This window comes from Pelistega sp. MC2 (assembly GCF_900099475.1).
GTDB classification, from domain to species: Bacteria; Pseudomonadota; Gammaproteobacteria; order Burkholderiales; family Burkholderiaceae_B; genus Taylorella; species Taylorella indica.
Genome location: NZ_LT628275.1, coordinates 873,092 through 894,779 on the forward strand (window position 1 = coordinate 873,092; position 21,688 = coordinate 894,779).

Annotated in this window: 21 protein-coding genes and 2 tRNA genes; 16 read left to right on the forward strand and 7 right to left on the reverse strand. The window is 39.5% G+C overall.

Annotation, left to right across the window (positions count from 1 at the left end; genetic code table 11):
- Positions 1–27: 27 nt before the first annotated feature.
- The 6 genes from truB (at position 28) to BQ4443_RS09795 (ending at position 4,907) form a co-directional block, all read left to right on the forward strand.
- Entirely contained in the window at positions 28–780 is a 753-nt protein-coding gene (truB, locus tag BQ4443_RS09770; protein WP_071058784.1) for a tRNA pseudouridine(55) synthase TruB, read from the forward strand.
- A complete protein-coding gene (typA, locus tag BQ4443_RS09775) occupies positions 777–2,600 on the forward strand; it encodes a translational GTPase TypA (RefSeq protein WP_023951376.1) in 1,824 nt (607 codons plus the stop codon). Before truB ends, typA begins: the two co-directional genes overlap by 4 nt.
- A gap of 234 nt (positions 2,601–2,834) precedes the next feature.
- Positions 2,835–3,374: a hypothetical protein gene (locus tag BQ4443_RS09780; protein ID WP_023951373.1), complete on the forward strand. Its 540-nt coding sequence runs from the start codon at positions 2,835–2,837 to the stop codon at positions 3,372–3,374.
- Between the two features lie 81 nt (positions 3,375–3,455).
- Positions 3,456–4,565 carry a PPK2 family polyphosphate kinase gene (locus BQ4443_RS09785; protein WP_083331911.1) on the forward strand — a complete coding sequence of 370 codons (1,110 nt, stop codon included), beginning with the start codon at positions 3,456–3,458 and terminating at the stop codon, positions 4,563–4,565.
- 169 nt (positions 4,566–4,734) lie between these two features.
- A tRNA-Asn gene (locus tag BQ4443_RS09790) sits at positions 4,735–4,810 on the forward strand.
- Positions 4,811–4,831: 21 nt separating this feature from the next.
- Positions 4,832–4,907, forward strand: a tRNA-Asn gene (locus tag BQ4443_RS09795).
- Between the two features lie 154 nt (positions 4,908–5,061).
- Here BQ4443_RS09795 and BQ4443_RS09800 read toward each other — a convergent pair.
- Together BQ4443_RS09800 and tnpB are read right to left on the reverse strand one after the other, a co-directional pair.
- Complete coding sequence (locus BQ4443_RS09800; RefSeq protein WP_143000591.1) at positions 5,062–6,675, reverse strand: IS66 family transposase; 1,614 nt, start codon at positions 6,673–6,675, stop codon at positions 5,062–5,064.
- Between the two features lie 86 nt (positions 6,676–6,761).
- On the reverse strand, positions 6,762–7,154 hold the full coding sequence (tnpB, locus tag BQ4443_RS09805; protein WP_083331814.1) for an IS66 family insertion sequence element accessory protein TnpB: 393 nt from the start codon (positions 7,152–7,154) through the stop codon (positions 6,762–6,764).
- Between the two features lie 111 nt (positions 7,155–7,265).
- On the opposite strand from tnpB, the gene BQ4443_RS09810 reads away from it, so the two are divergent.
- Positions 7,266–9,104 (forward strand): Na/Pi cotransporter family protein, encoded by a 1,839-nt coding sequence (locus tag BQ4443_RS09810; protein WP_071058786.1) that lies wholly within the window; start codon positions 7,266–7,268, stop codon positions 9,102–9,104.
- Here BQ4443_RS09810 and BQ4443_RS09815 read toward each other — a convergent pair.
- Entirely contained in the window at positions 9,101–10,924 is a 1,824-nt protein-coding gene (locus tag BQ4443_RS09815; protein ID WP_071058788.1) for a monovalent cation:proton antiporter-2 (CPA2) family protein, read from the reverse strand. The genes BQ4443_RS09810 and BQ4443_RS09815 overlap by 4 nt on opposite strands.
- A 168-nt stretch (positions 10,925–11,092) precedes the next feature.
- Here BQ4443_RS09815 and BQ4443_RS09820 point away from each other — a divergent pair, with 168 nt between their 5' ends.
- Positions 11,093–11,341: a DUF2798 domain-containing protein gene (locus BQ4443_RS09820; protein WP_023951366.1), complete on the forward strand. Its 249-nt coding sequence runs from the start codon at positions 11,093–11,095 to the stop codon at positions 11,339–11,341.
- 57 nt (positions 11,342–11,398) lie between these two features.
- Here the strand turns inward: BQ4443_RS09820 and BQ4443_RS09825 are convergent, their stop codons facing one another.
- The 3 genes from BQ4443_RS09825 to BQ4443_RS09835 all read right to left on the reverse strand — a co-directional run bounded on the left by BQ4443_RS09825 (position 11,399) and on the right by BQ4443_RS09835 (position 13,643).
- Positions 11,399–12,457: an NAD(P)-dependent alcohol dehydrogenase gene (locus BQ4443_RS09825; protein WP_023951364.1), complete on the reverse strand. Its 1,059-nt coding sequence runs from the start codon at positions 12,455–12,457 to the stop codon at positions 11,399–11,401.
- Positions 12,458–12,466: 9 nt separating this feature from the next.
- Positions 12,467–13,330, reverse strand: coding sequence for a LysR family transcriptional regulator (locus BQ4443_RS09830; protein WP_071058790.1), 864 nt, complete (start codon positions 13,328–13,330; stop codon positions 12,467–12,469).
- Between the two features lie 94 nt (positions 13,331–13,424).
- Positions 13,425–13,643 carry an HP1242/YdcH family protein gene (locus BQ4443_RS09835; protein WP_071058791.1) on the reverse strand — a complete coding sequence of 73 codons (219 nt, stop codon included), beginning with the start codon at positions 13,641–13,643 and terminating at the stop codon, positions 13,425–13,427.
- Positions 13,644–13,794: 151 nt separating this feature from the next.
- Between BQ4443_RS09835 and BQ4443_RS09840 the strand changes: the two genes are divergently transcribed.
- The 8 genes from BQ4443_RS09840 to ftsB all read left to right on the forward strand — a co-directional run bounded on the left by BQ4443_RS09840 (position 13,795) and on the right by ftsB (position 21,002).
- Positions 13,795–14,445: a CDP-alcohol phosphatidyltransferase family protein gene (locus tag BQ4443_RS09840; protein WP_023951358.1), complete on the forward strand. Its 651-nt coding sequence runs from the start codon at positions 13,795–13,797 to the stop codon at positions 14,443–14,445.
- Between the two features lie 3 nt (positions 14,446–14,448).
- Entirely contained in the window at positions 14,449–15,387 is a 939-nt protein-coding gene (locus BQ4443_RS12795) for a lysophospholipid acyltransferase family protein (RefSeq protein ID WP_023951356.1), read from the forward strand.
- Positions 15,380–16,336, forward strand: coding sequence for a phosphatidate cytidylyltransferase (locus BQ4443_RS09850; protein ID WP_023951354.1), 957 nt, complete (start codon positions 15,380–15,382; stop codon positions 16,334–16,336). Before BQ4443_RS12795 ends, BQ4443_RS09850 begins: the two co-directional genes overlap by 8 nt.
- A gap of 77 nt (positions 16,337–16,413) precedes the next feature.
- Entirely contained in the window at positions 16,414–18,057 is a 1,644-nt protein-coding gene (locus tag BQ4443_RS09855; protein WP_071058793.1) for a CTP synthase, read from the forward strand.
- Entirely contained in the window at positions 18,057–18,914 is an 858-nt protein-coding gene (gene kdsA, locus BQ4443_RS09860; RefSeq protein WP_071058795.1) for a 3-deoxy-8-phosphooctulonate synthase, read from the forward strand. The genes BQ4443_RS09855 and kdsA overlap by 1 nt, the downstream gene beginning before the upstream one ends.
- Positions 18,915–18,940: 26 nt before the next feature.
- A complete protein-coding gene (locus tag BQ4443_RS09865; RefSeq protein ID WP_023951350.1) occupies positions 18,941–19,225 on the forward strand; it encodes a DUF1330 domain-containing protein in 285 nt (94 codons plus the stop codon).
- Between the two features lie 46 nt (positions 19,226–19,271).
- Positions 19,272–20,558 (forward strand): phosphopyruvate hydratase, encoded by a 1,287-nt coding sequence (eno, locus tag BQ4443_RS09870; RefSeq protein WP_071058797.1) that lies wholly within the window; start codon positions 19,272–19,274, stop codon positions 20,556–20,558.
- A gap of 3 nt (positions 20,559–20,561) precedes the next feature.
- On the forward strand, positions 20,562–21,002 hold the full coding sequence (gene ftsB, locus BQ4443_RS09875) for a cell division protein FtsB (protein WP_071058799.1): 441 nt from the start codon (positions 20,562–20,564) through the stop codon (positions 21,000–21,002).
- A gap of 34 nt (positions 21,003–21,036) precedes the next feature.
- On the opposite strand, the gene BQ4443_RS09880 is transcribed toward ftsB, so the two are convergent.
- On the reverse strand, positions 21,037–21,639 hold the full coding sequence (locus BQ4443_RS09880; protein WP_071058801.1) for a PIN domain-containing protein: 603 nt from the start codon (positions 21,637–21,639) through the stop codon (positions 21,037–21,039).
- Positions 21,640–21,688 lie beyond the last annotated feature (49 nt).

Consider the following 21,688-nt stretch of genomic DNA (forward strand, 5'->3'; position numbering starts at 1 on the left):
TAGACTAGACTAAGGTGTCAACGTAGTATGGGGAAAAGAAAAGGACAAGATATTGATGGCGTTCTATTACTTGATAAACCAGAGGGTGGATCAAGTAATTTTGCACTTCAACGAGCTCGTCGTAAACTTGATGCAAAAAAAGCAGGTCATACTGGAACCTTAGATCCGTTTGCTACAGGTCTCTTAATTTGTTGTTTTGGTAAAGCGACTAAAATTTGTGGTGCGATGCTTAATGTAGATAAAAGTTATAGAGCCACATTGACCTTAGGAAGTGAAACTGACTCAGGAGACTTAACTGGAGAGGTTGTACAACACTGTTCAACTTTTACAGGAATTACGAAAGAGCAGTTAAATACTATTATTCCTCAGTTTGTAGGTGAAATAGAGCAGATACCCCCTATGTATTCTGCGTTAAAGCGAGATGGTAAACCACTCTATGAGTATGCTCGTCAAGGCATTGAGTTAGAAAGAGCGCCCCGAAAAGTTGTTATATATGGCATATCTATAGTGACTTTTTCTGAGAAAGAAGTGGTATTAGATATTTTTTGCAGCAAAGGTACTTATATTCGTACCCTTGCACAGGATATAGGTCGTGCCTTAGGTTGTTTTGCACATTTGCGTGCGTTGAGAAGAACCTCAGTCGGACCATTTAAATTAAGTGATGCGATTACATTGGAGGCGTTTCAAGCATTGGAAGAACCTCAACGTATATTGTTATCGTTAAATGATTTACCTCCGGACTTATTACCGGAAAAATTACGTACAAAGGAAATATTATGAGCCGTGCGCTCCGCAACATTGCTATTATTGCCCACGTTGACCATGGTAAAACAACATTGGTTGACCAATTACTTCGCCAATCAGGTACTTTCCGTGAAAATCAACACGTTGCTGAACGTGTGATGGACTCTAATGATATTGAAAAAGAGCGTGGTATTACTATTCTTTCTAAAAACTGTGCCGTAGAGTATGAGGGTACACATATTAATATTGTGGATACCCCAGGACACGCAGACTTTGGTGGTGAAGTAGAACGTGTGCTATCGATGGTTGATGGTGTATTACTGTTAGTGGACTCAGTTGAGGGGCCTATGCCTCAAACTCGTTTTGTGACTAAAAAAGCATTAGCTCTAGGTTTAAAGCCTATCGTAGTGGTGAATAAAATTGATCGCCCTGGTGCTCGTCCAGATTATGTAGTGAATACCACATTTGATTTATTTGATAAATTAGGTGCTACAGAAGAACAATTAGATTTCCCAATCGTTTATGCTTCTGGTTTAAATGGTTTCGCTGGGTTAACTGAAGACGTTCGTAGCGGAGATATGCGTCCTTTATTTGATACTGTCTTAAAATACGTGCCACAACGTAATGATAATGCAGACGCGCCATTGCAATTACAAATTATTTCTTTAGACTACAACAGCTATGTCGGTAAAATTGGTGTAGGTCGTGTTAATCGTGGCCGTGTACGTCCAGGTCAAGATGTTATTGTGAAGTTTGGCCCAGAAGGAGAACCAATTAAAGGCCGCATTAATCAAGTCTTAAAATTCAAAGGATTAGACCGAGAGCTTGTTGATTCTGCAGAAGCAGGGGACATTGTATTGATTAATGGTATTGAGGAGATTGGAATTGGTTGTACAATTTGTGACCCAGCCACTCCTGAAGCATTACCAATGCTTAAGATTGATGAACCAACCTTAACAATGAACTTTATGGTAAATACTTCACCATTAGCAGGACGTGAAGGTAAATACGTAACTAGTCGCCAAATCCGTGATCGTTTAAATCTTGAATTAAAATCAAACGTGGCTTTACGTGTAAAAGATACTGATGATGATACTGTATTTGAAGTGAATGGTCGAGGTGAATTACACCTAACAATTTTAATTGAGAATATGCGCCGTGAAGGGTATGAATTAGCCGTATCACGTCCACGAGTTGTATTTAAAGAAATTGATGGTGTTCGTTGTGAACCAATGGAATTGTTAACTATTGACGTTGAGGACGAGCACCAAGGTGGCGTGATGGAAGAGTTAGGTCGTCGTAAAGGCGAATTGCTTAATATGGAATCTGATGGTCGTGGTCGTACCCGTTTAGAGTACCGTATTCCAGCACGTGGTTTAATTGGTTTTTCTGGTGATTTCTTATCAATGACACGTGGTACAGGTTTAATGAGCCATATTTTTGATGATTATGCACCAGTCCGTGAAGGTAGTATTGGTGAGCGTCGCAACGGAGTGCTTATTAGCCAAGATAATGGAGATGCGGTGGCATATGCTCTTTGGAAACTACAAGATCGTGGTCGTATGTTTGTATCGCCAGGTGAACCACTTTATGAAGGAATGATTATTGGTATCCATAGCCGTGATAATGACTTAGTCGTTAACCCAATTAAAGGTAAACAATTAACTAATATCCGTGCGTCAGGTACTGATGAGGCTGTTCGTTTAGTTCCACCTATCAAATTAACACTTGAATATGCGGTTGAGTTTATTGATGACGATGAATTAGTAGAAGTAACCCCTAAGAGCATTCGTCTACGTAAGCGTTATTTACTTGAGCATGAGCGTAAACGTGCAGCACGTGAAGCCGCTGTGTAATTTTCACGGCTAAGATGTATATGCCATTTTATTAAGGTAATACTTATAAAGTGTCAAGACCTGATGGTATCCATCAGGTCTTTTTTAATTAAAAAAATGAATTTGATTTTTATCATTAGTTTTTATGTAAAAGTTTGGTAATATATCTCTAATTCAACGAAAACTAAGTTTTTGAGTATTACAGTGCATTCTATAAAGTATAAGTTTCAATTAAGTCCTAAACAGCAGCATTTTATGCTGTGGGCTATGCTTGTACTTTTTTCAGTTCGAAGCTTAGTGCCGATTGGCTTTATGCCAAGCCAAAATTCTCATGATGAACAAATTCGTCTTGAGATTTGTTTGCCAAGTGGGCATAAAGCCTATACATGGATTAATCTTAATGATAATTCTACCAATCAGGATTTAACTAATGCTACGTCTTCCGATTTAGAGGGGATTGTGGCAAGTGATAAGGCTGATGTTTATACGTGTGCCTTCTTTTCTATCAATCATATGGGTATGGCCTCTGGATGGGGTTACAATCCTCTTGCATTGATAGATAGCAGTTTCTTATCAGATGTATTAGCACAATATAGTCAAATTTTTCCTAAACAGTATTTAGGTCCACCTTTAGGGTCTAGAGCTCCTCCAATGTCTGCTTGGGTTAGCTTGACTTCACCCCAAGCACTGTCTGAATCATCTTGCCTCTTATGTGATTCAGACACTACAATCCGTATCGGTTTGGATAGATTTGCGTTCTCCTCTAATCTTGCTTATCACCATATCCAAAGTTGATACGGATTGTTTTTTGTAACGCTTAAAAGCTCATTCTGTGGTATGTTATAGAAACGATTAACAGAGTTAAGGATAACTACCATGAGCAAAGATAAATCTGATAAGAAAAAATCTAAAAAAGATTCTCATAAAAAGCATCAACACTACGCTGAAGATGATGTTCTATTAGCGGTAAACCCTACTAAATCTTCTAAAAAAGAAGATTTAAAAGATAAAAATCACAAAGATAAAGCATCTAAAGATAGTAAAGACAAAAATAATAAAGATTCTGATCAAAAGGAAAAAGACTCTTCTTACGATAAAAAACAGTCTGATATTTATCAAGAAAATATTTCTGCTAAATATCGTGTTGAGAATGGCAAAAAATTTGACCTTTCCGAGTGCCCAGTATCACCAGGGTTTGATGTAGATGAGAAAGAAGCCGCTGAAATCTTAGAGGATATTGTTAAGCAAATTGCTAAGCAACAAATGGTTTTATATGCGGATAACAAATGGTCATTGCTACTCGTCTTTCAAGCAATGGATGCGGCAGGCAAAGACTCAACTATTAAAAATATTCTTTCTGGTGTGAACCCGCAAGGCATAGAGGTTTTCTCATTTAAGCGACCAAGTTATAAAGAGTTATCGCATGATTTCTTATGGCGTACAACTTGTGATTTGCCTGAAAGAGGGAATATTGGCGTTTTTAATCGTTCTTATTATGAGGAAACTCTGATAGCGAGAGTACACCCAGATATTCTTGAGAGTGAGCCGATTCCTAAAAAATTAGTCACAAAGCATATTTGGGATGAACGCTTAGAATCTATTAAAGACTTTGAAAAACATATTAGTCGTAATGGTGTAGTGGTATTAAAATTTTATCTGCATATTTCTAAAGAGGAGCAAAAATCGCGTTTACTTGCGAGAATTGAAGATCCTGATAAAAATTGGAAATTTGATAAAAATGACTTATATGAACGTAAGTTTTGGAATGACTATATGCATGCTTATGAAGAAACCATTAAACATACAGCGACAGAATATGCTCCTTGGTATGTTATTCCTGGTAATAGTAAGCCTTATGCCCGTATTGTAGTTGCTGATGCCGTATTACAGGCGCTAAAGTCACTCAAACTACAATATCCTAGTCTGCATCCTACTGAACAGAGTTATCTTGAAGAGTGTAGGAAATTATTGGAGAACGAGGAATAAGTTCTTGTGTAACGATAAGGATTACATAGTATGTGATGAGAGGTTTATGGTGATGAGACATGCAAGAGTTATTAGTTGCATTTATAAGACGAAATAAAAATAAATTCGTGAATACTTGATAATTTCTTGCATTACTAAATAAACTTTGTCATAATTACATTCTTGATGTTGCCCCATAGCTCAGTCGGTAGAGCGACGGACTGTTAATCCGCAGGTCACTGGTTCGAACCCAGTTGGGGCAGCCAGCATCAAAAACAATAGAATTTTGCCCCATAGCTCAGTCGGTAGAGCGACGGACTGTTAATCCGCAGGTCACTGGTTCGAACCCAGTTGGGGCAGCCAAGTTAAAGCCACTTATTGAATATAAGTGGCTTTTTTACGTTTATTCTTAGCGTTTATGCTATTCTTAGCGATTAGATATCTGTAAGCGTCCGGTGAACTCCGATTGACTTCCGTTTTTAAATGTTCAATGCCCCGATTTTGTCGGGGCATTGTGTTAATTCTTGGTGTCGTTTGGCGCTTGCCAACGATGAGGCAGAAGCTCAGTAATGTCCTTCGCTTTCTGTGTCGGCAATCGTTCCAACACATCCTTAAGGTAAGCATAAGGGTCATGGCCATTGAGCTTAGCCGATTGAATTAACGACATCACCGCAGCCGCACGTCGACCCGCTTTCTCTGAACCTACAAAGAGCCAATTCTTGCGACCAATCGCGAGTGGACGTATCAAATTCTCTACCGCATTATTATCCATCGGCAGTTGAGCGTCTTCCAAGAGGCGCGTCAAGGCAAGCCAATTGTTCAGGCTGTAACGAATGGCTTTGGCGATCGCCGAGTTCGGCGGCACCAGCTCAAACTGACTACGCAACCACCTTTCTAATTGCTTAAGTGCCGGCTCCATGTGGCGTTGTCGATGGGCTAATCGCTCCGGTGGACTTAAGTTCCTGGCCTCGGCCTCGTAGTGATAAAGTCGTTGGATTTGTTGTAAGGCCTGTTCAGCCACTGAGCTGCCGTTGGCTTGGTAAATATCGTGGAATTTGCGACGCGCATGCGCCCAACATCCCCCCTCAATCACTTGCTCATCGGCAAAGAGGGCTTTATAACCGGCGTAATCATCACACATCAGACTACCGCGCCAATCGCCTAAGAATTCGCGGGCATGAGCGCCTGAGCGACCTGGCTTAAAGTCATAAATCACCGCTTTCATCTGCTCATAAGCACCCGGGGCATAGACCCAGAAATAACCACGTTGCGTTTTGCCCTTTTTATGGTGCATGTAAGTGATGGGTGTCTCATCGGCATGCAATACCGAATGCGAGAGCACCTCTTGGCGTAAAGCATCAACGAGCGGTTGTAACTGTGCGCCACAGGTGCCTACCCAATCCGCCAGCGTAGAACGGGCAATGCGTACACCGCTGCGCTCAAAGATGGCTTCTTGACGGTGCAACGGCAGATGGTCAGCATACTTCATGATCAGTACTGTCGCCAGCAGTCCGGTCGTTGCCAACCCCTTATCAATGATGTGAGGAGGTACCGGCGCTTGATTGAGGGTCTTGCAACAATCACACACGTATTTCGGACGAATGTGATTCTCCACGCTAAAAGTACCGGGCACATAATCCAGTTTCTGACTCACCTCATCCCCAAGATGACGCATCTCAGCACCACAACCACAGGTCGTGCTTTCCAACGTATAATGAATATCCACCGAGGGCAATTCCGCCGGCAAACGCATACGAGACGGTGTGCGAGGTGTGTGCTCTTGACCACTCATGGACGTTAATTGCTGGCCGATGTTGTCTAACATCGTTTCTAGCTCAGCCAGATCCTCATGGGCGTCATCTTCAAAAAGTTTCGCTTGTAGGTCAGGGAGCTGTTCGCTACGTTTAGCAAAGTTGATACGTCTTAAGATCGCCAACTCCATCTTCACTTGTTCGTAAGCGCTCAGAACACGACGATAGGCCAGATCCTTTTCTTCCACCTGTGCTGCTTTTTTTACAATCAATGCGTCTTGTTGAGCAATTAAGGCTTGTTGTTGCAGCACGAGTTCGCGCAACTGCTCAGCAGTTAACTGGGACAAATCAGAGGAAAGAAAAGCAAAAGAATTCGGCATAAGACGTAGTATGCCTTATGCCGATAAAATAAGCGATACCGAGAATACCTAATTGACAAGATCGCCCCACTTAGCTCACGATCAAACTAACAATAACGATAGATACCGGCTTCACCTAAACGATGCCAAGGCAGCCCCAAGGCTAAGGCCTGCAGTTGTTCTGCCGACAGTGCCGGATTCATCCGTGAGCCTGCACCGTGAAAGCGTCCTTCATGTAGTCGACGAACACATAGCCACGACCCCATCGCATCGTGCATGAGTAATTTAAGAAGCGTGTGCGTGCGATTCATAAACACATAGGCTTCGTGAGGTGCCACCTGACCAAAGCGCTGAATTGCCTTAGTGCGCAAGGTATCCATCCCTGCTCGTAAATCTGTCGCCTCACTCACCAGGATGATTTTATCTAGTGCCAGTAGGCTAGACGCTTGCTCTTGAATTCCCACTCGTTGGGCGGTCTCGATACGCATTAAAGACGGCATTGATTTCTCCTAACATACACAAAACCATAGTGTCGCGCAATTTAGCAGGAATGAATACATGTGTTCACCGGACGCTTACAGATATCTTTCCCAATTAACTGTATAAACCTTATGCAAGTCTTCACACCGAAAACTCAAACTATTATTAAATATTTAGTGATGGTGCTATGTCTTATCACTACGGTAGTTGGATTTGGGCATAGTCATGCATTTGCTCAATTAAGTTATGGTATTGCACTGTTTTTATTTGGTATGCAATGTATTGAGGATGGTTTGCAAGCTGGTACGGGAGGGACAGTAGAGCGCCTAATGGCAAGTGGTACGAAAACTCCATTTAAAGGATTGCTATTCGGGATGTTCTCTACATTTATTTTGCAATCAAGCACACTTGTGTCTTTGCTAACGATAGCCTTTTTGGGTACTGGTTTAATTACGCTAGCAGGTGGTATCAGTATTATTTTAGGAACTAATTTAGGCGCTACAAGTGGTATCTGGTTATTAGCCTTATTAGGTAAAAATATTAGCTTAAGTGTTTTTGCAACACCTATTTTTGTATTAGGTGTATTAGCGAGTTTTTTTAAAGGTAAAACAAAATCTATTGGCAGGGTTTTTATTGGGATAGCTTTAATCTTTATTGGGATTGAGACACTGCAAAAAGGCTTTGGAACGCTAGGTAATGATATGGACTTTAGCCGAGTTCAGACAGATGGTTTACTCAATATTCTTACCTTTAGCTTAATTGGTTTTATCATTACGATTCTTTTACAATCCACACATGCAGCGTTGATTTTGACGTTAGCCTCTTTAAGTGCAGGACAAATCAATGTAGATCAATCGTTTGCTATTGCTCTTGGCTCTAATGTAGGGAGTAGTGTGGTGACAGCATTTGTTGGAATATTGGAAAGCTCTAGAGATGGTAAACGTTTGGCGATTGTACATGTACTGTTCAATATTGTTACTGCCTTGTTGGCATTGATGATTTGGATTCCACTTGTGAGTGTGGTAAAAGCAATTGCCGCTGAGTTTTCTATGAATTCTTTGTTGCAATTGGCTTTATTTCATACCCTATTTAATGTGCTAGGGGTCTCATTATTTTGGCCGATACAGTCTCGTTTATCAGAAATGTTATATCAATGGTTACCTGAGAAAAAAGAACCTTCTAGTCGCATCGGGAAAGAATTTACATCGATCAAAGCTAAATATTTGACCCCTAATATGTTATGTTCTGGAGACTCAGCTGTTCGAGCTGTGCATTTGGAAACCCAACATTTAATGAGAGTTTGTATTGAGGAGCTTTGCCATGCTTTTTATATTAAACCTGATACAGTTTATCAGTTTGATAATCCTCAAGTTTCCACGTTAACAGATCAGCAGTTATTAGTTGCTGATGCTAAAGCTTTTTATGATACTCAGGTAAAAGAGTTGTATGCACAGATAGTATATTTTACGAGTCAATTGCAAACGAATAACCCTCGCGATGAAGATCATTTATTCCAATTGAATGTTTTAGGATCATTAATTGTTGATATCGGCAAAGAAGCAAAAAAAGCACAAAAAAATATGGCTCAGAATTTGTCTGTATCTCCAAGTACTTCTGATGGATTAATATTATCAACAGTCATTCAGCAGCGATTGTCAGAGAGTTATATGAGTATTAGAGAGTATGTGTTTTTGCTCATACAACATTTTATTTGGGCTAATGCAGATGGGTATCAGACTCGATCAGTAGAAGTGAAATTTGATAATTTATTGCGACAAGAGCAAGATTTATTACTTAAACTACAAGAAGATAGTTTACGCCATTTAAGAGAGCAACTTATTGATAACCATAGTTTCTTAGAGCTGATGTCTACTCTTGTGCATGTTAGAAAAATTCACCAAAACTTGGTAGAAATTGACCAGTTAAATTTATTAGATCAAAATGCCTTAATGCCTGAAAAAAATGACTAGTCCTCGTTTTCTTCTTTGAGCAATTTTTTACTAGCAATAAGCTCCTGGATGGCTTCAAACATTTTTTGTTCTTGTGCTTTGGCTTCTGCATTCAGTGCTTTATTATTAAACATTTTAATGCTGGAGTCATATAACGCAGCAGTTGCTTTCATGCCTTGTCGATTTAGTTTACTGTAGAGTTGGCTAATTTCCTGCGCTGTTTCAAGCTCCGTTCCCAACAATTCTAGTGCATGTTGCCCACTTAGTACTGCACTATCAAATGTTTCTCTGACAATTTTTTCTACACCTAGATTATATAAATGATAAGTGTGAATTCTGTCATAGGAACGAGCTACAATTTTAAGGTTAGGATTGACTGACTTAGCAAAGGCGACAATTGCATTAGTATGTTGTGGGTTGTTGATAGCAACGATCAAAAGACGTGCTTTTTCAATTCCTGCAATTCGTAGAAGCTCAGGTCGTGTCGCATCACCAAAATAAGTTTTCACACCAAAATGGGCAAGGCTATTGATTAAGTCTTGGTCTATATCAATAATAGTGGTTCTTTGATACCCTGATGTCCAAAGCATTTGTCGAATAATTTGCCCAAAACGTCCTACACCAACTAAAATAATCTCATGCTGTTCATCAATGGTCGGTGTTTCTTGAGTCTGTTTGGGGGCTTTTTTATCAAAAATCCACGTTTTAAGTCTTAAGAAAATAGGCGTAAATGCCATGGATATCACGATAGCAGCCGTCATTAATCCATTTTCTTGGTCGTTAATAATGCCAAAAGATAGGGCAGAGGTATAAAGTACAAATGCAAATTCCCCTCCTTGGTTCATAATAAAGGCTCGATTAAATGCTTCTTTATGAGATGATTTTGTTAGGCGAGCGATTGAGTAAACAACCAACATATTAGTAAACATAAGTGCTAACACACCTGTTAGTAATAAATACCAATATTTTTGGACCAAGTTTAGGTTGAGCGACATGCCTATACTAACAAAAAATAAGTCTAGTAATAAACCTCTAAACGGTTCAATATCTGCTTCTAATTGATGTCTAAAACTAGATTCAGACAATAAGACACCTGCCAAAAAGGCTCCCATTGCCATAGATAAACCACCAAATTCTAGTAACATACCTGACCCTAGTACCACCAATAAAGCAGCAGCGGTCATAATGTCACGTGCTTGGTAACGAGCAAGTTTTTTAAATAAGGGATTGAGAAGCCATAAGCCGGAAACGATAAGGATGGCAATACAGGCAATACCAATCCCAATACTTTCCCATAAAGGCACCGTGCTTTTTATCTTGGTGGGTGATAGTTGAGAAATCACGAATAATAGAGGAACAATCATTAGGTCTTGGAATAATAAGATGCTAATAATCTTTTGACCACTTGGTGTATTCAGCTCATTTCTTTCACGAATAATAGAGGTTACCATGGCGGTAGAAGTGAGGACAAAGCCAGCAGCACAGACAAAAGCCACCTGCCAATTGGCGCCAAATCCAATGCCAACAAACGTTAATAATGTTCCTCCTGTAAGCACTTGTAATCCACCTACAACAAAGATTTGTTTACGTAGTGCCCATAGGTAAGATGGCTTCATCTCTAGACCTATAATGAATAGAAACATGACTACGCCAAGTTCGGAGATATGAAAAATCGTACTAATATTCGAAAAGAGTTGTAATCCATAAGGACCGATGGCAATCCCTGCAATTAGATACCCCAGCACAGAGCCTAGACCTAAACGTTTAAAAAGGGGTACAGCAATAACAGTTGCTGCTAAGAGAAGCACAACTTGAAGAAGACTACTGGAAACGGTTGCCATATATTATTGATTTAAAATTATGAGGGTCGGTAAAAAACGGCTTAGATAAATTGATGCGCCAATTTGTTTATTTTAAGCTAATGTTTTAAGTATAATACGAAGTTTCTTTATAATTTATAAGTTAACATTTTTTTATATATAAACTATCTATTTTTACCACCAAACCATATGGATAATTATCAAGTTAAATTACGCTTATTAAATACTGCACTGATGTCAATGTGTTTATCGTTTTTGATGACACTTTGGGTCACTTGGTTACATATGGGCTTTTCGGAAGGTTTTTTAAGTAAATGGTTAAAAGCATGGTTAAGTGCATGGCCTGCTGCATTTGTGGCAGTCTTTGTCTTGTCTCCTTTAATTTTTAAGTTAACCAGTAAACTTATTAAAAATCCACACCATCATCCTCATCAGTAAGTAAACAAAGCACATGGCACATAATAAGGATGATGGATATAAAGTGGATTAGTTTATTTAGCTTTCTTTTTTCAAGGAACTCATATCAATGACAAAGCGATATTTGACATCACTTCTAGACATACGTTCAAAGGCTTGATTAATATCTTGAATAGCGATTAACTCAATATCAGAAACAATATTATGCTGACCACAAAAGTCTAGCATTTCTTGAGTCTCTTCAATACCACCAATCAAAGAGCCAGCAATAGAGCGACGTCCTAAAACTAGAGGTGCACTATGAATTGTTGGTTCAATTTTATCAATCAACCCCACCAAAACTAGGTGGCCATCAATACCTAATGTACGCAAATATCCCTGTAAATCATGAGAATAGGGAACGGTATCAATGATGACATCTAATGTATTAGCAATAGCACTCATTTGTTGTTTATCAGTTGATATGACAACATGATCTGCGCCTAATTTAAGTGCATCTTGCTCTTTGCCTGGTGAGCGAGTAAAAAGAGTGACTTCTGCTCCCATGGCGTGTGCAAATTTAATCGCCATATGACCTAGACCGCCAAGTCCTACCACACCAACTTTACTACCTTTACCTACATTCCAGTGACGTAAAGGGGAATAAGTTGTAATACCTGCACACAGTAGAGGAGCAGCGGCAGCTAAATCTAAATTAGCAGGAACACGTAGTGCAAATGCTTCACTAACCACCATATTGTCGCTATACCCGCCAAACATAGGACGATCATCAATACGATCAGTATCGTTATAGGTAAGTGTTGACCCTTCTTCACAATATTGTTGCAGTTGATTTAAACAAGGTTGGCAATGGCGACAGGAATCAACCATACAGCCTACGGCGACCTTATCGCCGATAGCAAAACGAGTGACTTTGCTACCAATATTTTTGACTATACCAACAATCTCATGTCCGGGCACACAAGGATAGTTTGTCTTCCAATCACCCGTCACATGATGGTAGTCAGAGTGGCAGACACCACAATAAAGAACGTCAAATTCGATATCGTCATCACGTAAATCTCGACGTTCAAATGAAAATAATGATAAAGGTTGGTTAGCAGCACGAGCCGCATAACCTCGACTAAATATAGGCATAAGTATCCTTTAGAATTGAAGGGTTTTAGACGCTGTCTTTTCGACAAGAAAATCAATAAAAGCACGTACTTTGGCACTTAAAAATTTTCTATCCACATAGACAGCATAAATTGTTGGGAACATTAAGGTATTTTCAGCATCAAGCAGAGAAATAAGCTGACCATTTTTTAAGTAGCTCTCTGTAAGCCAGTCAGGTAAATAAGCAATTCCCATGCCCGCTAGCGCCATTTCTTTCAGTAATAGTGTGTTATTGGAATCAGCGACGGCTGGCATATTAATAGGAAGATTAGTATAGTTTGGTAGTAGTCCACCATGATTTTTTAAATCGTCAAGTTGAGTTGGTCTTCCATGCTTATTTAAGTAGTTAGGGCTGGCAACAAAACGAAATTTTACTTTGCAAAGTGGGCGAGCAATAAGACCAGGTTCTAATGTTTCAGTAGAACGCAATGCTAAATCAAAGCCTTCTTCGACCAAATTAGTATGTTTGTTCTCAAGGTAAATAGACAAATGAATGTCGGGGTATTTTTCACGAAAAAGACGAAGTAGATTGGCAAAATAGGGGGTACAACAAATTAAGGGGACGGTAATTTTTAAAATACCTTTAGGAGCGATAGTGCCTTGTTGAACTTCTAGTTGAGCATTATCCAGTGTTTCTAATGCACTCAAACATTGTTGGTAATAGTGTTCGCCTAATTCGGTAAGGCTTATTTTACGACTAGTGCGATGTAAAAGTTTGGCTTGAACTTTTTGCTCTAAACTGGTGATGTGTTTACTTGCCATAGCCGTGGATATATTTAAAAAATCAGCGGCGGCAGTAAAACTACCTAATCGCACTACTTGGCAGAATACCCGAATACTTTGTAGAGAGTCCATTTTAATCCTCAATAAAAAAGCAGTCTAAGTTTTTACTTAAACTGCTTAAGCTTAGTTGAATCTCCCAAATGATTCAAGCGGAATATCGCTTTGCTTATTCGCCAGAAGCTTTTTTAAGGATAACGTAAAGCTGATCTTTTAACGCTAATTTTTGTTTTTTTAGTGTCTCAATTTCAGTAGAATTGCTGGTAACTGGATTTTGTTCTAAACGAATAATTTGGTGGTCTAAATCGTTGTGTTCGTCAAATAAACGAGCAAAATGAGAATCCTCATTTTTAAGACGAGAGATTAAATCGCGATATTCTGGAAACATAACAACTCCTTTTAGTTATAGTAAAAAATAAGCTTTTTTCTACTTATTATTATAGCTGATGATTGTAAATTTGGTCATAAAAATAGGGTTTTCAGTATAGAATGTAACCCTGAATAAACAAGACGTTAAAAAATATAACTATAGGACAGGTATGCAAAACTATCGAAGCACGGATAGGCGACCATTGGCTGTGCGTTCTAATAAAATAGTACAAAAAATAGCACGTTGGTTAGCTAAGCGTTCATTTCCAACCCCTAATCAAATTTCATTATTTAGTATACTTTTTGCTGTATTAGGTGCCATTGCATTAAGTCTGATTATTACGGGTGACTATGTAGAGTGGAAGTTAATCATATGCACTGTATGTATCCAACTACGGTTATTATGTAACCTTTTTGATGGTATGGTAGCTGTTGAGGGAAACAAGCTAAGTCCTTTGGGTGCACTTTATAATGAGGTTCCAGATAGGATAGCAGACTCGGTCTTATTTGTTGCCCTTGGTTTTGCTTTATCTGAGTTATCATGGGGTTTATTCTTAGCATTGCTTGCTATGATGACAGCCTATATACGTAATTTAGGGGGGGCGTTAGGGTTACCTCAGTCTTTCAAAGGTCCAATGGCGAAACAGCATCGTATGGCCGTGATGACGGCTGTTTGTATAATAGGTGCTATTGAGTGGTATATGTTTAAGACAAATTATAGTTTGTATTTAGCACTAATTTTATTGGTGATAGGATCTATTGCCACGTGTATCGTGCGTTTAATCGATATAGCTACACTTCTAAATCAATCTGGAAAATAAAATATGTTAGCGACAATTTTATCTAGTCTAACCAAAATAATGATAGGTGCCTATCCTTATTGGCGCCATTCCATACCAAGTACAACACAGCGAGTTTACTTTGCTAATCATTCAAGTCATTTAGATACGCTTGCTATTTGGTCAGCATTAGGATCAGAACTAAGAAAAATTACCCGTCCTGTCGCTGCCAAAGATTATTGGGGAAAGGGTGGGATTAAAGGTATTATTGCTCATCAAGCATTAAATGTTGTATTGATTGAACGCTCAGGAGGTGGGGAAGATGATCCTTTAAAACCTTTATATGAGGCATTAGATCAGGGGGATTCATTAATTATTTTTCCTGAAGGAACAAGGCGTTACGAAGCAATGCCTGCCCCATTTAAATCAGGTCTATTTCATTTATCACGCAAATACCCCAATGTTGAGTATGTCCCCGTTTATTTAGATAATACTCGCCGGAGCCTGCCTAAGGGAGTGTTTGTACCATTGCCAGTAACGTGTACAGTGACCTTTGGTGCACCTCTTAGCATTGATTTAAATGAATCCAAAGAGAGTTTCTTGTCTAGAGCCAGAGAGGCCGTGATTAATTTATCCAAGCCTGAAAGTCTTTTAGGGCAACAGGATGAAGAGGATGTCATTGAGATTCAAAATCATGCACAGATTGAGGAGCTTAATGCGACAGCCGAGGAAATAACTGAGCAAGCTAGGACAAATATAGTCGAATCACCAGTAGATGGTGTGAGCAATATCGTCTTAAATAGCAATGTATTATCGCCAGAAGTAGCACATATAGCGAAAGAAGGCTCAGATCAAGAAGGATCGCTAGAGCATTTGCTTAATAAGGGAATTGCTATTATCAAAGGCAAAGAGCATGCTGAACATCATGATGATTCTCATCTAATCAGTGAGAAAGACAACGCAACGGAGAAAGAAAATGTTTAGTTTTTGGCAAAAGTTGTTTGTGAATGTCCCGGATAAATTTTGGTGGGTTCTCTTAGGTATAGCTGTTATTTTGTCTATTGCAACGCTAATTGGTAGACGATTATTAGCCAAAAATAATTCAGAAGTGATTGTCAATTTGAATCAGCGCATCAATGCGTGGTGGGCAATGGTAGTTGTCTTAGTGGCCTGTTTTATTTTTGGTAAGACAGCGACACTCATACTATATGCTGTTTTATCATTTCTTGCCTTGAGAGAGTTTATGACGCTGACTCCTACAGATCGTTCAGATTACTGGGCGTTAGTGTTGTGTTTCTATTTGATTATTCCATTGCAATATATTCTAATTAGCACAGACTGGTATGGTATGTTTGTCATTGGCATCCCTGTATATGGATTTATTATTATTCCTACTATTCTTGCTCTATCAGGCAATACTGAGCAATTCTTTGAGCGTACTGCCAAAATTCAATGGGGGATGATGCTGACTATTTACTGCCTAAGTTATGCGCCCGCACTGCTATTATTGACTAATGTAGAGTATGAAGGGCAAGGTCTGATGCTATTACTCTATTTACTAGTGGTCGTACAGTTGAGTGATGTATTCCAATATATCGTGGGTAAATTAGTGGGTAAAAAGAAAATAGCTCCTAATGTTAGCCCTAATAAAACGGTGGAAGGCTTTATTGGAGGCAGTTTAATGGCTATTGCCGTAGGGACCAGTTTATGGTGGATTACGCCATTTAGTGTGGGGTATGCTGCATTATTCTCCTTTATTATTGTTATCTGTGGCTTCTTTGGCGGCTTATCGCTATCTGCCGTGAAAAGAAGTTTAGGAGCGAAGGATTGGGGGCATATGATTTCTGGCCATGGGGGAGTTATGGATAGAATAGATTCTGTGTTGTTTGCGGCACCTGTTTTTTTTCACGTCGTTCGCTATACCTATTTTTAATGGATAAGCTAAACTATAGGTAAAAACTTTGTTATAATTCTACTTTCCTACTGAGCCCGTGTAGGGCAATTAATTCCATGACAAAATATGTTTTCGTTACCGGCGGTGTTGTATCTTCTTTAGGCAAAGGGATTGCTGCCGCGTCTTTAGCTGCTATTTTAGAATCTCGCGGTTTACGTGTCACAATGTTGAAGCTAGATCCTTATATCAATGTGGATCCTGGCACGATGAGCCCACTCCAACATGGTGAAGTATTTGTTACCGAAGATGGTGCAGAAACAGACTTAGACTTAGGTCATTATGAGCGCTTTATCTCTGCTCGTATGCATAAGTCCAATAATTTCACCACAGGTCAGATTTATGAGTCTGTGTTACGTAAAGAGCGCCGTGGTGATTATTTAGGCAAAACAGTTCAGGTGATTCCTCATATTACCAATGAAATTCAAGCCTTTATTGCTAAGGGTGCTAGCCAAGCGTATGATGGGCAGGCAGATGTAGCGATTGTGGAAATTGGTGGTACCGTAGGGGATATTGAATCATTACCGTTTCTCGAAGCTGTGCGCCAAATGAGTTTGCGCTTAGGTCGTAATGGGGCTGCATTTATCCATTTAACATTGGTACCATTTATCGCTTCAGCTGGAGAGTTAAAAACCAAACCTACACAACACTCAGTACAAAAATTACGTGAAATCGGTATTTATCCAAATGCCTTATTATGCCGTGCCGATCGTCCAATTCCTGAGGATGAGAAAGCCAAAATTTCACTATTCTCAAATGTACCGTTAGATGCGGTTATTTCTGTTTGGGATGCGGACACGATTTACAAAATTCCTAAGATGCTACATGAGCAAGGTTTAGACCAGCTGGTGTGTGATGCCTTAGGTATCAACCCACCAGAAGCTGACTTATCAGCTTGGGATAAAATCATTAACGATTTGGAGCATCCAGAGCATAGTATCAAGATTGGTATGGTAGGTAAATATGTGGATTTAACCGAGTCATACAAATCGTTGATTGAAGCATTAAATCATGCTGGTATTCATAACAAAACAAACGTCCAAATTGATTACATTGATTCAGAAGAAATTGAGAAACATGGTACGGATATTCTCAAAGATTTGGATGCTATTCTGGTGCCAGGTGGTTTTGGTAAGCGTGGAACAGAGGGTAAAATTAAGGCTATCCGTTATGCCCGTGAAAATAATGTTCCTTACTTAGGCATTTGTTTAGGTATGCAATTGGCCACTATTGAGTATGCACGTAATGTCGCTCAATTAGGCGGAGCAAATAGTACAGAATTAGATCCTTCAACACCTCATCCTGTGGTAGCGTTAATCACAGAATGGATTGGTAAAGAAGGTAAAGTGGAAACTCGTACAGAGAGTTCTGATTTAGGTGGCACGATGAGAAAAGGTGCTCAAACTGTGCCTATCAAACCAGGTACATTAGCACACGCTATCTATGGTGATGAAGTAACTGAGCGTCATCGTCATCGTTATGAGGTGAATAATGTTTATGTCCGTCGTTTAGAAGAAGCTGGCTTGGTGATTAGTGCTCGTACACCGACAGAGAATTTACCTGAAATTATGGAAATTCCAAATCACCGTTGGTTCTTAGGCGTACAGTTCCACCCAGAGTTTACGTCTACTCCTAGATCACGTCATCCACTATTTGATAGTTATATAAAAGCTGCTCTTGCGTATCAAGCGGATAAAAAATAATGAAGTTAGCACATTTTGAGATTGGCTTAGACAAACCTTTTTTCCTTATCGCAGGGACGTGTGTGATTGAGTCACGTGACATGGCATTTGATGTGTGTGGTCATTTGGTAGAAATTACCAAAGCATTAGATATTCCTTTTATTTATAAAAGCTCTTTTGATAAGGCTAATCGTAGTTCTAGCAAGTCCTTCCGAGGATTAGGCATGGAGCAAGGATTACAGATTCTGGCTGATGTTAGGGACCATTATAAAGTGCCAGTCCTAACCGATGTACATGAGACCTCTCAGGTAGCGGATGTGGCTAGTGTAGTAGATGTTTTGCAAACGCCAGCGTTTTTATGCCGTCAAACTGATTTTATTCAAGCATGTGCAGCTAGCTTAAAGCCTGTTAATATTAAAAAAGGACAATTTTTAGCGCCTCATGATATGCTACAAGTAGTGAATAAAGCTAAAGAGGCTGCCATTGCTGCGGGTGGTGATGGACAAAATATCATGGTATGTGAAAGAGGAGCCTCTTTTGGCTACAACAACTTAGTATCAGATATGCGTTCTTTAGCTATCATGCGTGAAACGCAATGTCCTGTTGTATTTGATGCGACTCATTCGGTTCAATTACCGGGAGGACAAGGAACGTCTTCTGGTGGGCAGCGTGAGTTTGTCCCTGTATTATCTCGTGCAGCCGTTGCTGTGGGTGTAGCTGGATTATTTATGGAAACGCACCCTAATCCTTCTCAGGCATTATCTGACGGCCCCAATGCTGTACCACTTCATCATATGCAAGCGTTATTGCAAACCTTGAAGACGATTGATAGTACCGTGAAATCTCAAGCATTTTTAGAGAATACTTTTAACGATTAGGTTGTTTTTTTATTAAGGAAAACAAGATGAAAGCATATATTGTGGCTCATATTGATGTAACAAACCCAAGTCAGTATGAACAGTACAAAATATTATCCACACTTGCCATGAAAGCACATGATGTGAAGTTATTAGTGCGTGGGGGTGAAGAAACTGTTCTGGAAGGAAAAGGTATGAAACGTACTGTTATCATGGAGTTTCCTTCAGTCAAAGCCGCTCAAAATTTTTATAATTCACCACAATATCGTCGTGCACGTAATGCGAGAGAAGGTGCTGCCATTGTGGATATGAGCATTATCCAAGGAATTTAATCAGTCATTACGACGTAAACAAGTTTTTTACTATTAGGAAATAAAGATGAGTGCAATTGTTGATATTATTGGACGTGAAGTCTTGGATTCACGTGGTAATCCCACGGTAGAATGTGATGTATTATTAGAATCTGGTGCCATGGGGCGTGCAGCTGTACCGTCAGGTGCGTCAACAGGCTCTCGTGAAGCCATTGAGTTACGTGATGGCGATAAAGCCCGTTATTTAGGCAAAGGTGTATTAAAAGCGGTAGAGAATATTAATACTGAAATTGCTGAGGCTATCCGTGGCTTAGATGCTCAAGAGCAAACCTTTATTGATAATATTCTGATTGATTTAGATGGCACTGAAAATAAAGCACGTTTAGGTGCTAATGCGATTTTAGCTGTTAGTATGGCTGTCGCTAGAGCGGCGGCAGAAGAATCAGGTTTATCACTCTATCGTTATTTCGGTGGTAGTGGTCCAATGAGTATGCCAGTACCAATGATGAATGTCATCAATGGTGGTGCTCATGCAAATAACACCTTAGACTTACAAGAATTCATGATTTTACCTGTAGGTGCAGCTAGCTTCCGTGAGGCATTAAGAATGGGTGCAGAGGTGTTTCATGCACTTAAGAAAATTATTAACGATGCTGGGATGTCAACAGCTGTTGGTGATGAAGGTGGTTTTGCGCCAAATGTTGAAAATCATGAAGCAGCGATTCAATTAATTTTACGTGCTATCGAAAATGCGGGCTATGTAGCAGGTCAAGATATTGTTCTAGGTCTTGATTGTGCAAGTTCTGAATTCTATAAAGATGGTAAGTATCATTTGGCTGGAGAGGGTGGTATTTCATTAACATCAGCTGAGTTTGCCAACTTATTAGCCTCTTGGTGTGATAAATATCCTATTGTTAGTATTGAAGATGGTATGGCTGAGAATGATTGGGAAGGTTGGAAAATACTGACTGATTTATTGGGTAAACGTGTTCAATTAGTAGGTGACGATTTATTTGTGACTAACACTAAAATTTTAAAACAAGGTATCCAACAAGGTATTGGTAATTCAATCCTGATCAAAATTAATCAAATCGGTACATTAACAGAAACGTTTGCCGCTATTGAAATGGCTAAACGTGCTGGTTATACAGCGGTTATTTCTCATCGTTCAGGTGAAACAGAGGACTCAACGATTGCTGATATTGCCGTAGCTACCAATGCAATGCAAATCAAAACAGGTTCGTTATCTCGTTCTGATCGTATGGCTAAGTACAACCAGTTATTACGTATTGAAGAAGAATTAGCCGAAGTAGCACAATACCCAGGCCGTGATGCGTTTTATAACTTGGTATAAAAAATGAAATTAATCCTTTTGGTGCTTGTGTTTGCGTGTATCGCTATTCAATATCCCTTACGTTTGGGAGCATCTGGCTATAAACGAGTTGATGAACTCAATCAACAGTTACAAGCTCAGCGTGAAACAAATAAAGCGATGACAGCGCGTAATAACGCTATGCAGGCGGAGATTGAAGACCTGAAGTCAGGGACACAAGCACTAGAGGATTATGCTCGCTCGGAAATGAGTATGGTGGCTAGTAACGAAGTATTTGTTCGTGTCTTGCCCCCTAATGAAGAGGCGCCAGTTGCGCCTATTCGTATTGGTGCACAAGAGTCAAAAGAGACAAAACCAGTTGCTCCTGTGTCTACTACATCAACAACAGACGCTAGCAAAACGAAAGACCCTAACAATGCTAATAATGCTAAGCCTGTCACTCAGCCAAAACTTCGCACACAATAAGTGAAATAATAATGTTGTCGCTTTTGCTTATGTGCTAGGCGTTTAATGACGATACTAGTTTGGCGAGGCGATATAATTTGTCTCGTTTTAATAGTTCAACAAGTGAATACTCAGGTAGCCCTAAAGAAATATGCTCTACCAATCCTTGCTCTAATTGGGGTAAAAGAGTGTCTGGACTTTGCTGCCAATATTGCACTAAATATTGGTCAGGAGTAAATAAACTGATACCTTGTTCACGTAGTTCTCTTTTGTGAAAATCCTTGGTATTCCACGTTAATAAGATACTAGCTGTTACATTAAAATGTTGTTGAGCTTTTACGGCGCACCAAGCTACGTGGCGATCTTTTTTATCAATTCTGCCAAAAAGGGCAGGAATTTCTTCAATACACCCCATATTCGATTGAGGGAATTGGGCTTGCATAGATAGCCACTCTGTTAGTACAACATCGTGTGCAACACGCCAAATTCTAGGGGCATTTCTTAGCCATTCCTCACCAATATTATCGCTCCATGCAGGGCTGCAATTATTACTCGCACAAAGTCTGAGTAATAGACGGCGAGTAAAGCTATGCATGAGTACGCATGTATCTAAGGTGATTAGTGAAATAGGTAACGTTGTAGGCTTTGCCTGTGTCATAAAAAATTGTTTTTCTTTTTTATACTAAAAGAGCATAGTTTAAAGAAAA

Excerpts from the sequence above, each read along its gene's own strand:
- tnpB (WP_083331814.1), bottom strand. The coding sequence starts at position 7,154 with ATGCCGTCTTTAATGCGTATCGAGACCGCCCAACGAGTGGGAATTCAA.
- truB (WP_071058784.1), top strand. The coding sequence starts at position 28 with ATGGGGAAAAGAAAAGGACAAGATATTGATGGCGTTCTATTACTTGAT.
- eno (WP_071058797.1), top strand. The coding sequence starts at position 19,272 with ATGAGTGCAATTGTTGATATTATTGGACGTGAAGTCTTGGATTCACGT.
- BQ4443_RS09855 (WP_071058793.1), top strand. The coding sequence starts at position 16,414 with ATGACAAAATATGTTTTCGTTACCGGCGGTGTTGTATCTTCTTTAGGC.
- BQ4443_RS09800 (WP_143000591.1), bottom strand. The coding sequence starts at position 6,675 with ATGCCGAATTCTTTTGCTTTTCTTTCCTCTGATTTGTCCCAGTTAACT.
- BQ4443_RS09820 (WP_023951366.1), top strand. The coding sequence starts at position 11,093 with ATGGATAATTATCAAGTTAAATTACGCTTATTAAATACTGCACTGATG.
- typA (WP_023951376.1), top strand. The coding sequence starts at position 777 with ATGAGCCGTGCGCTCCGCAACATTGCTATTATTGCCCACGTTGACCAT.
- BQ4443_RS12795 (WP_023951356.1), top strand. The coding sequence starts at position 14,449 with ATGTTAGCGACAATTTTATCTAGTCTAACCAAAATAATGATAGGTGCC.
- BQ4443_RS09780 (WP_023951373.1), top strand. The coding sequence starts at position 2,835 with ATGCTGTGGGCTATGCTTGTACTTTTTTCAGTTCGAAGCTTAGTGCCG.
- BQ4443_RS09840 (WP_023951358.1), top strand. The coding sequence starts at position 13,795 with ATGCAAAACTATCGAAGCACGGATAGGCGACCATTGGCTGTGCGTTCT.
- BQ4443_RS09785 (WP_083331911.1), top strand. The coding sequence starts at position 3,456 with ATGAGCAAAGATAAATCTGATAAGAAAAAATCTAAAAAAGATTCTCAT.
- BQ4443_RS09850 (WP_023951354.1), top strand. The coding sequence starts at position 15,380 with ATGTTTAGTTTTTGGCAAAAGTTGTTTGTGAATGTCCCGGATAAATTT.
- kdsA (WP_071058795.1), top strand. The coding sequence starts at position 18,057 with ATGAAGTTAGCACATTTTGAGATTGGCTTAGACAAACCTTTTTTCCTT.
- BQ4443_RS09880 (WP_071058801.1), bottom strand. The coding sequence starts at position 21,639 with ATGACACAGGCAAAGCCTACAACGTTACCTATTTCACTAATCACCTTA.
- BQ4443_RS09810 (WP_071058786.1), top strand. The coding sequence starts at position 7,266 with ATGCAAGTCTTCACACCGAAAACTCAAACTATTATTAAATATTTAGTG.
- BQ4443_RS09835 (WP_071058791.1), bottom strand. The coding sequence starts at position 13,643 with ATGTTTCCAGAATATCGCGATTTAATCTCTCGTCTTAAAAATGAGGAT.
- ftsB (WP_071058799.1), top strand. The coding sequence starts at position 20,562 with ATGAAATTAATCCTTTTGGTGCTTGTGTTTGCGTGTATCGCTATTCAA.
- BQ4443_RS09830 (WP_071058790.1), bottom strand. The coding sequence starts at position 13,330 with ATGGACTCTCTACAAAGTATTCGGGTATTCTGCCAAGTAGTGCGATTA.
- BQ4443_RS09815 (WP_071058788.1), bottom strand. The coding sequence starts at position 10,924 with ATGGCAACCGTTTCCAGTAGTCTTCTTCAAGTTGTGCTTCTCTTAGCA.
- BQ4443_RS09825 (WP_023951364.1), bottom strand. The coding sequence starts at position 12,457 with ATGCCTATATTTAGTCGAGGTTATGCGGCTCGTGCTGCTAACCAACCT.
- BQ4443_RS09865 (WP_023951350.1), top strand. The coding sequence starts at position 18,941 with ATGAAAGCATATATTGTGGCTCATATTGATGTAACAAACCCAAGTCAG.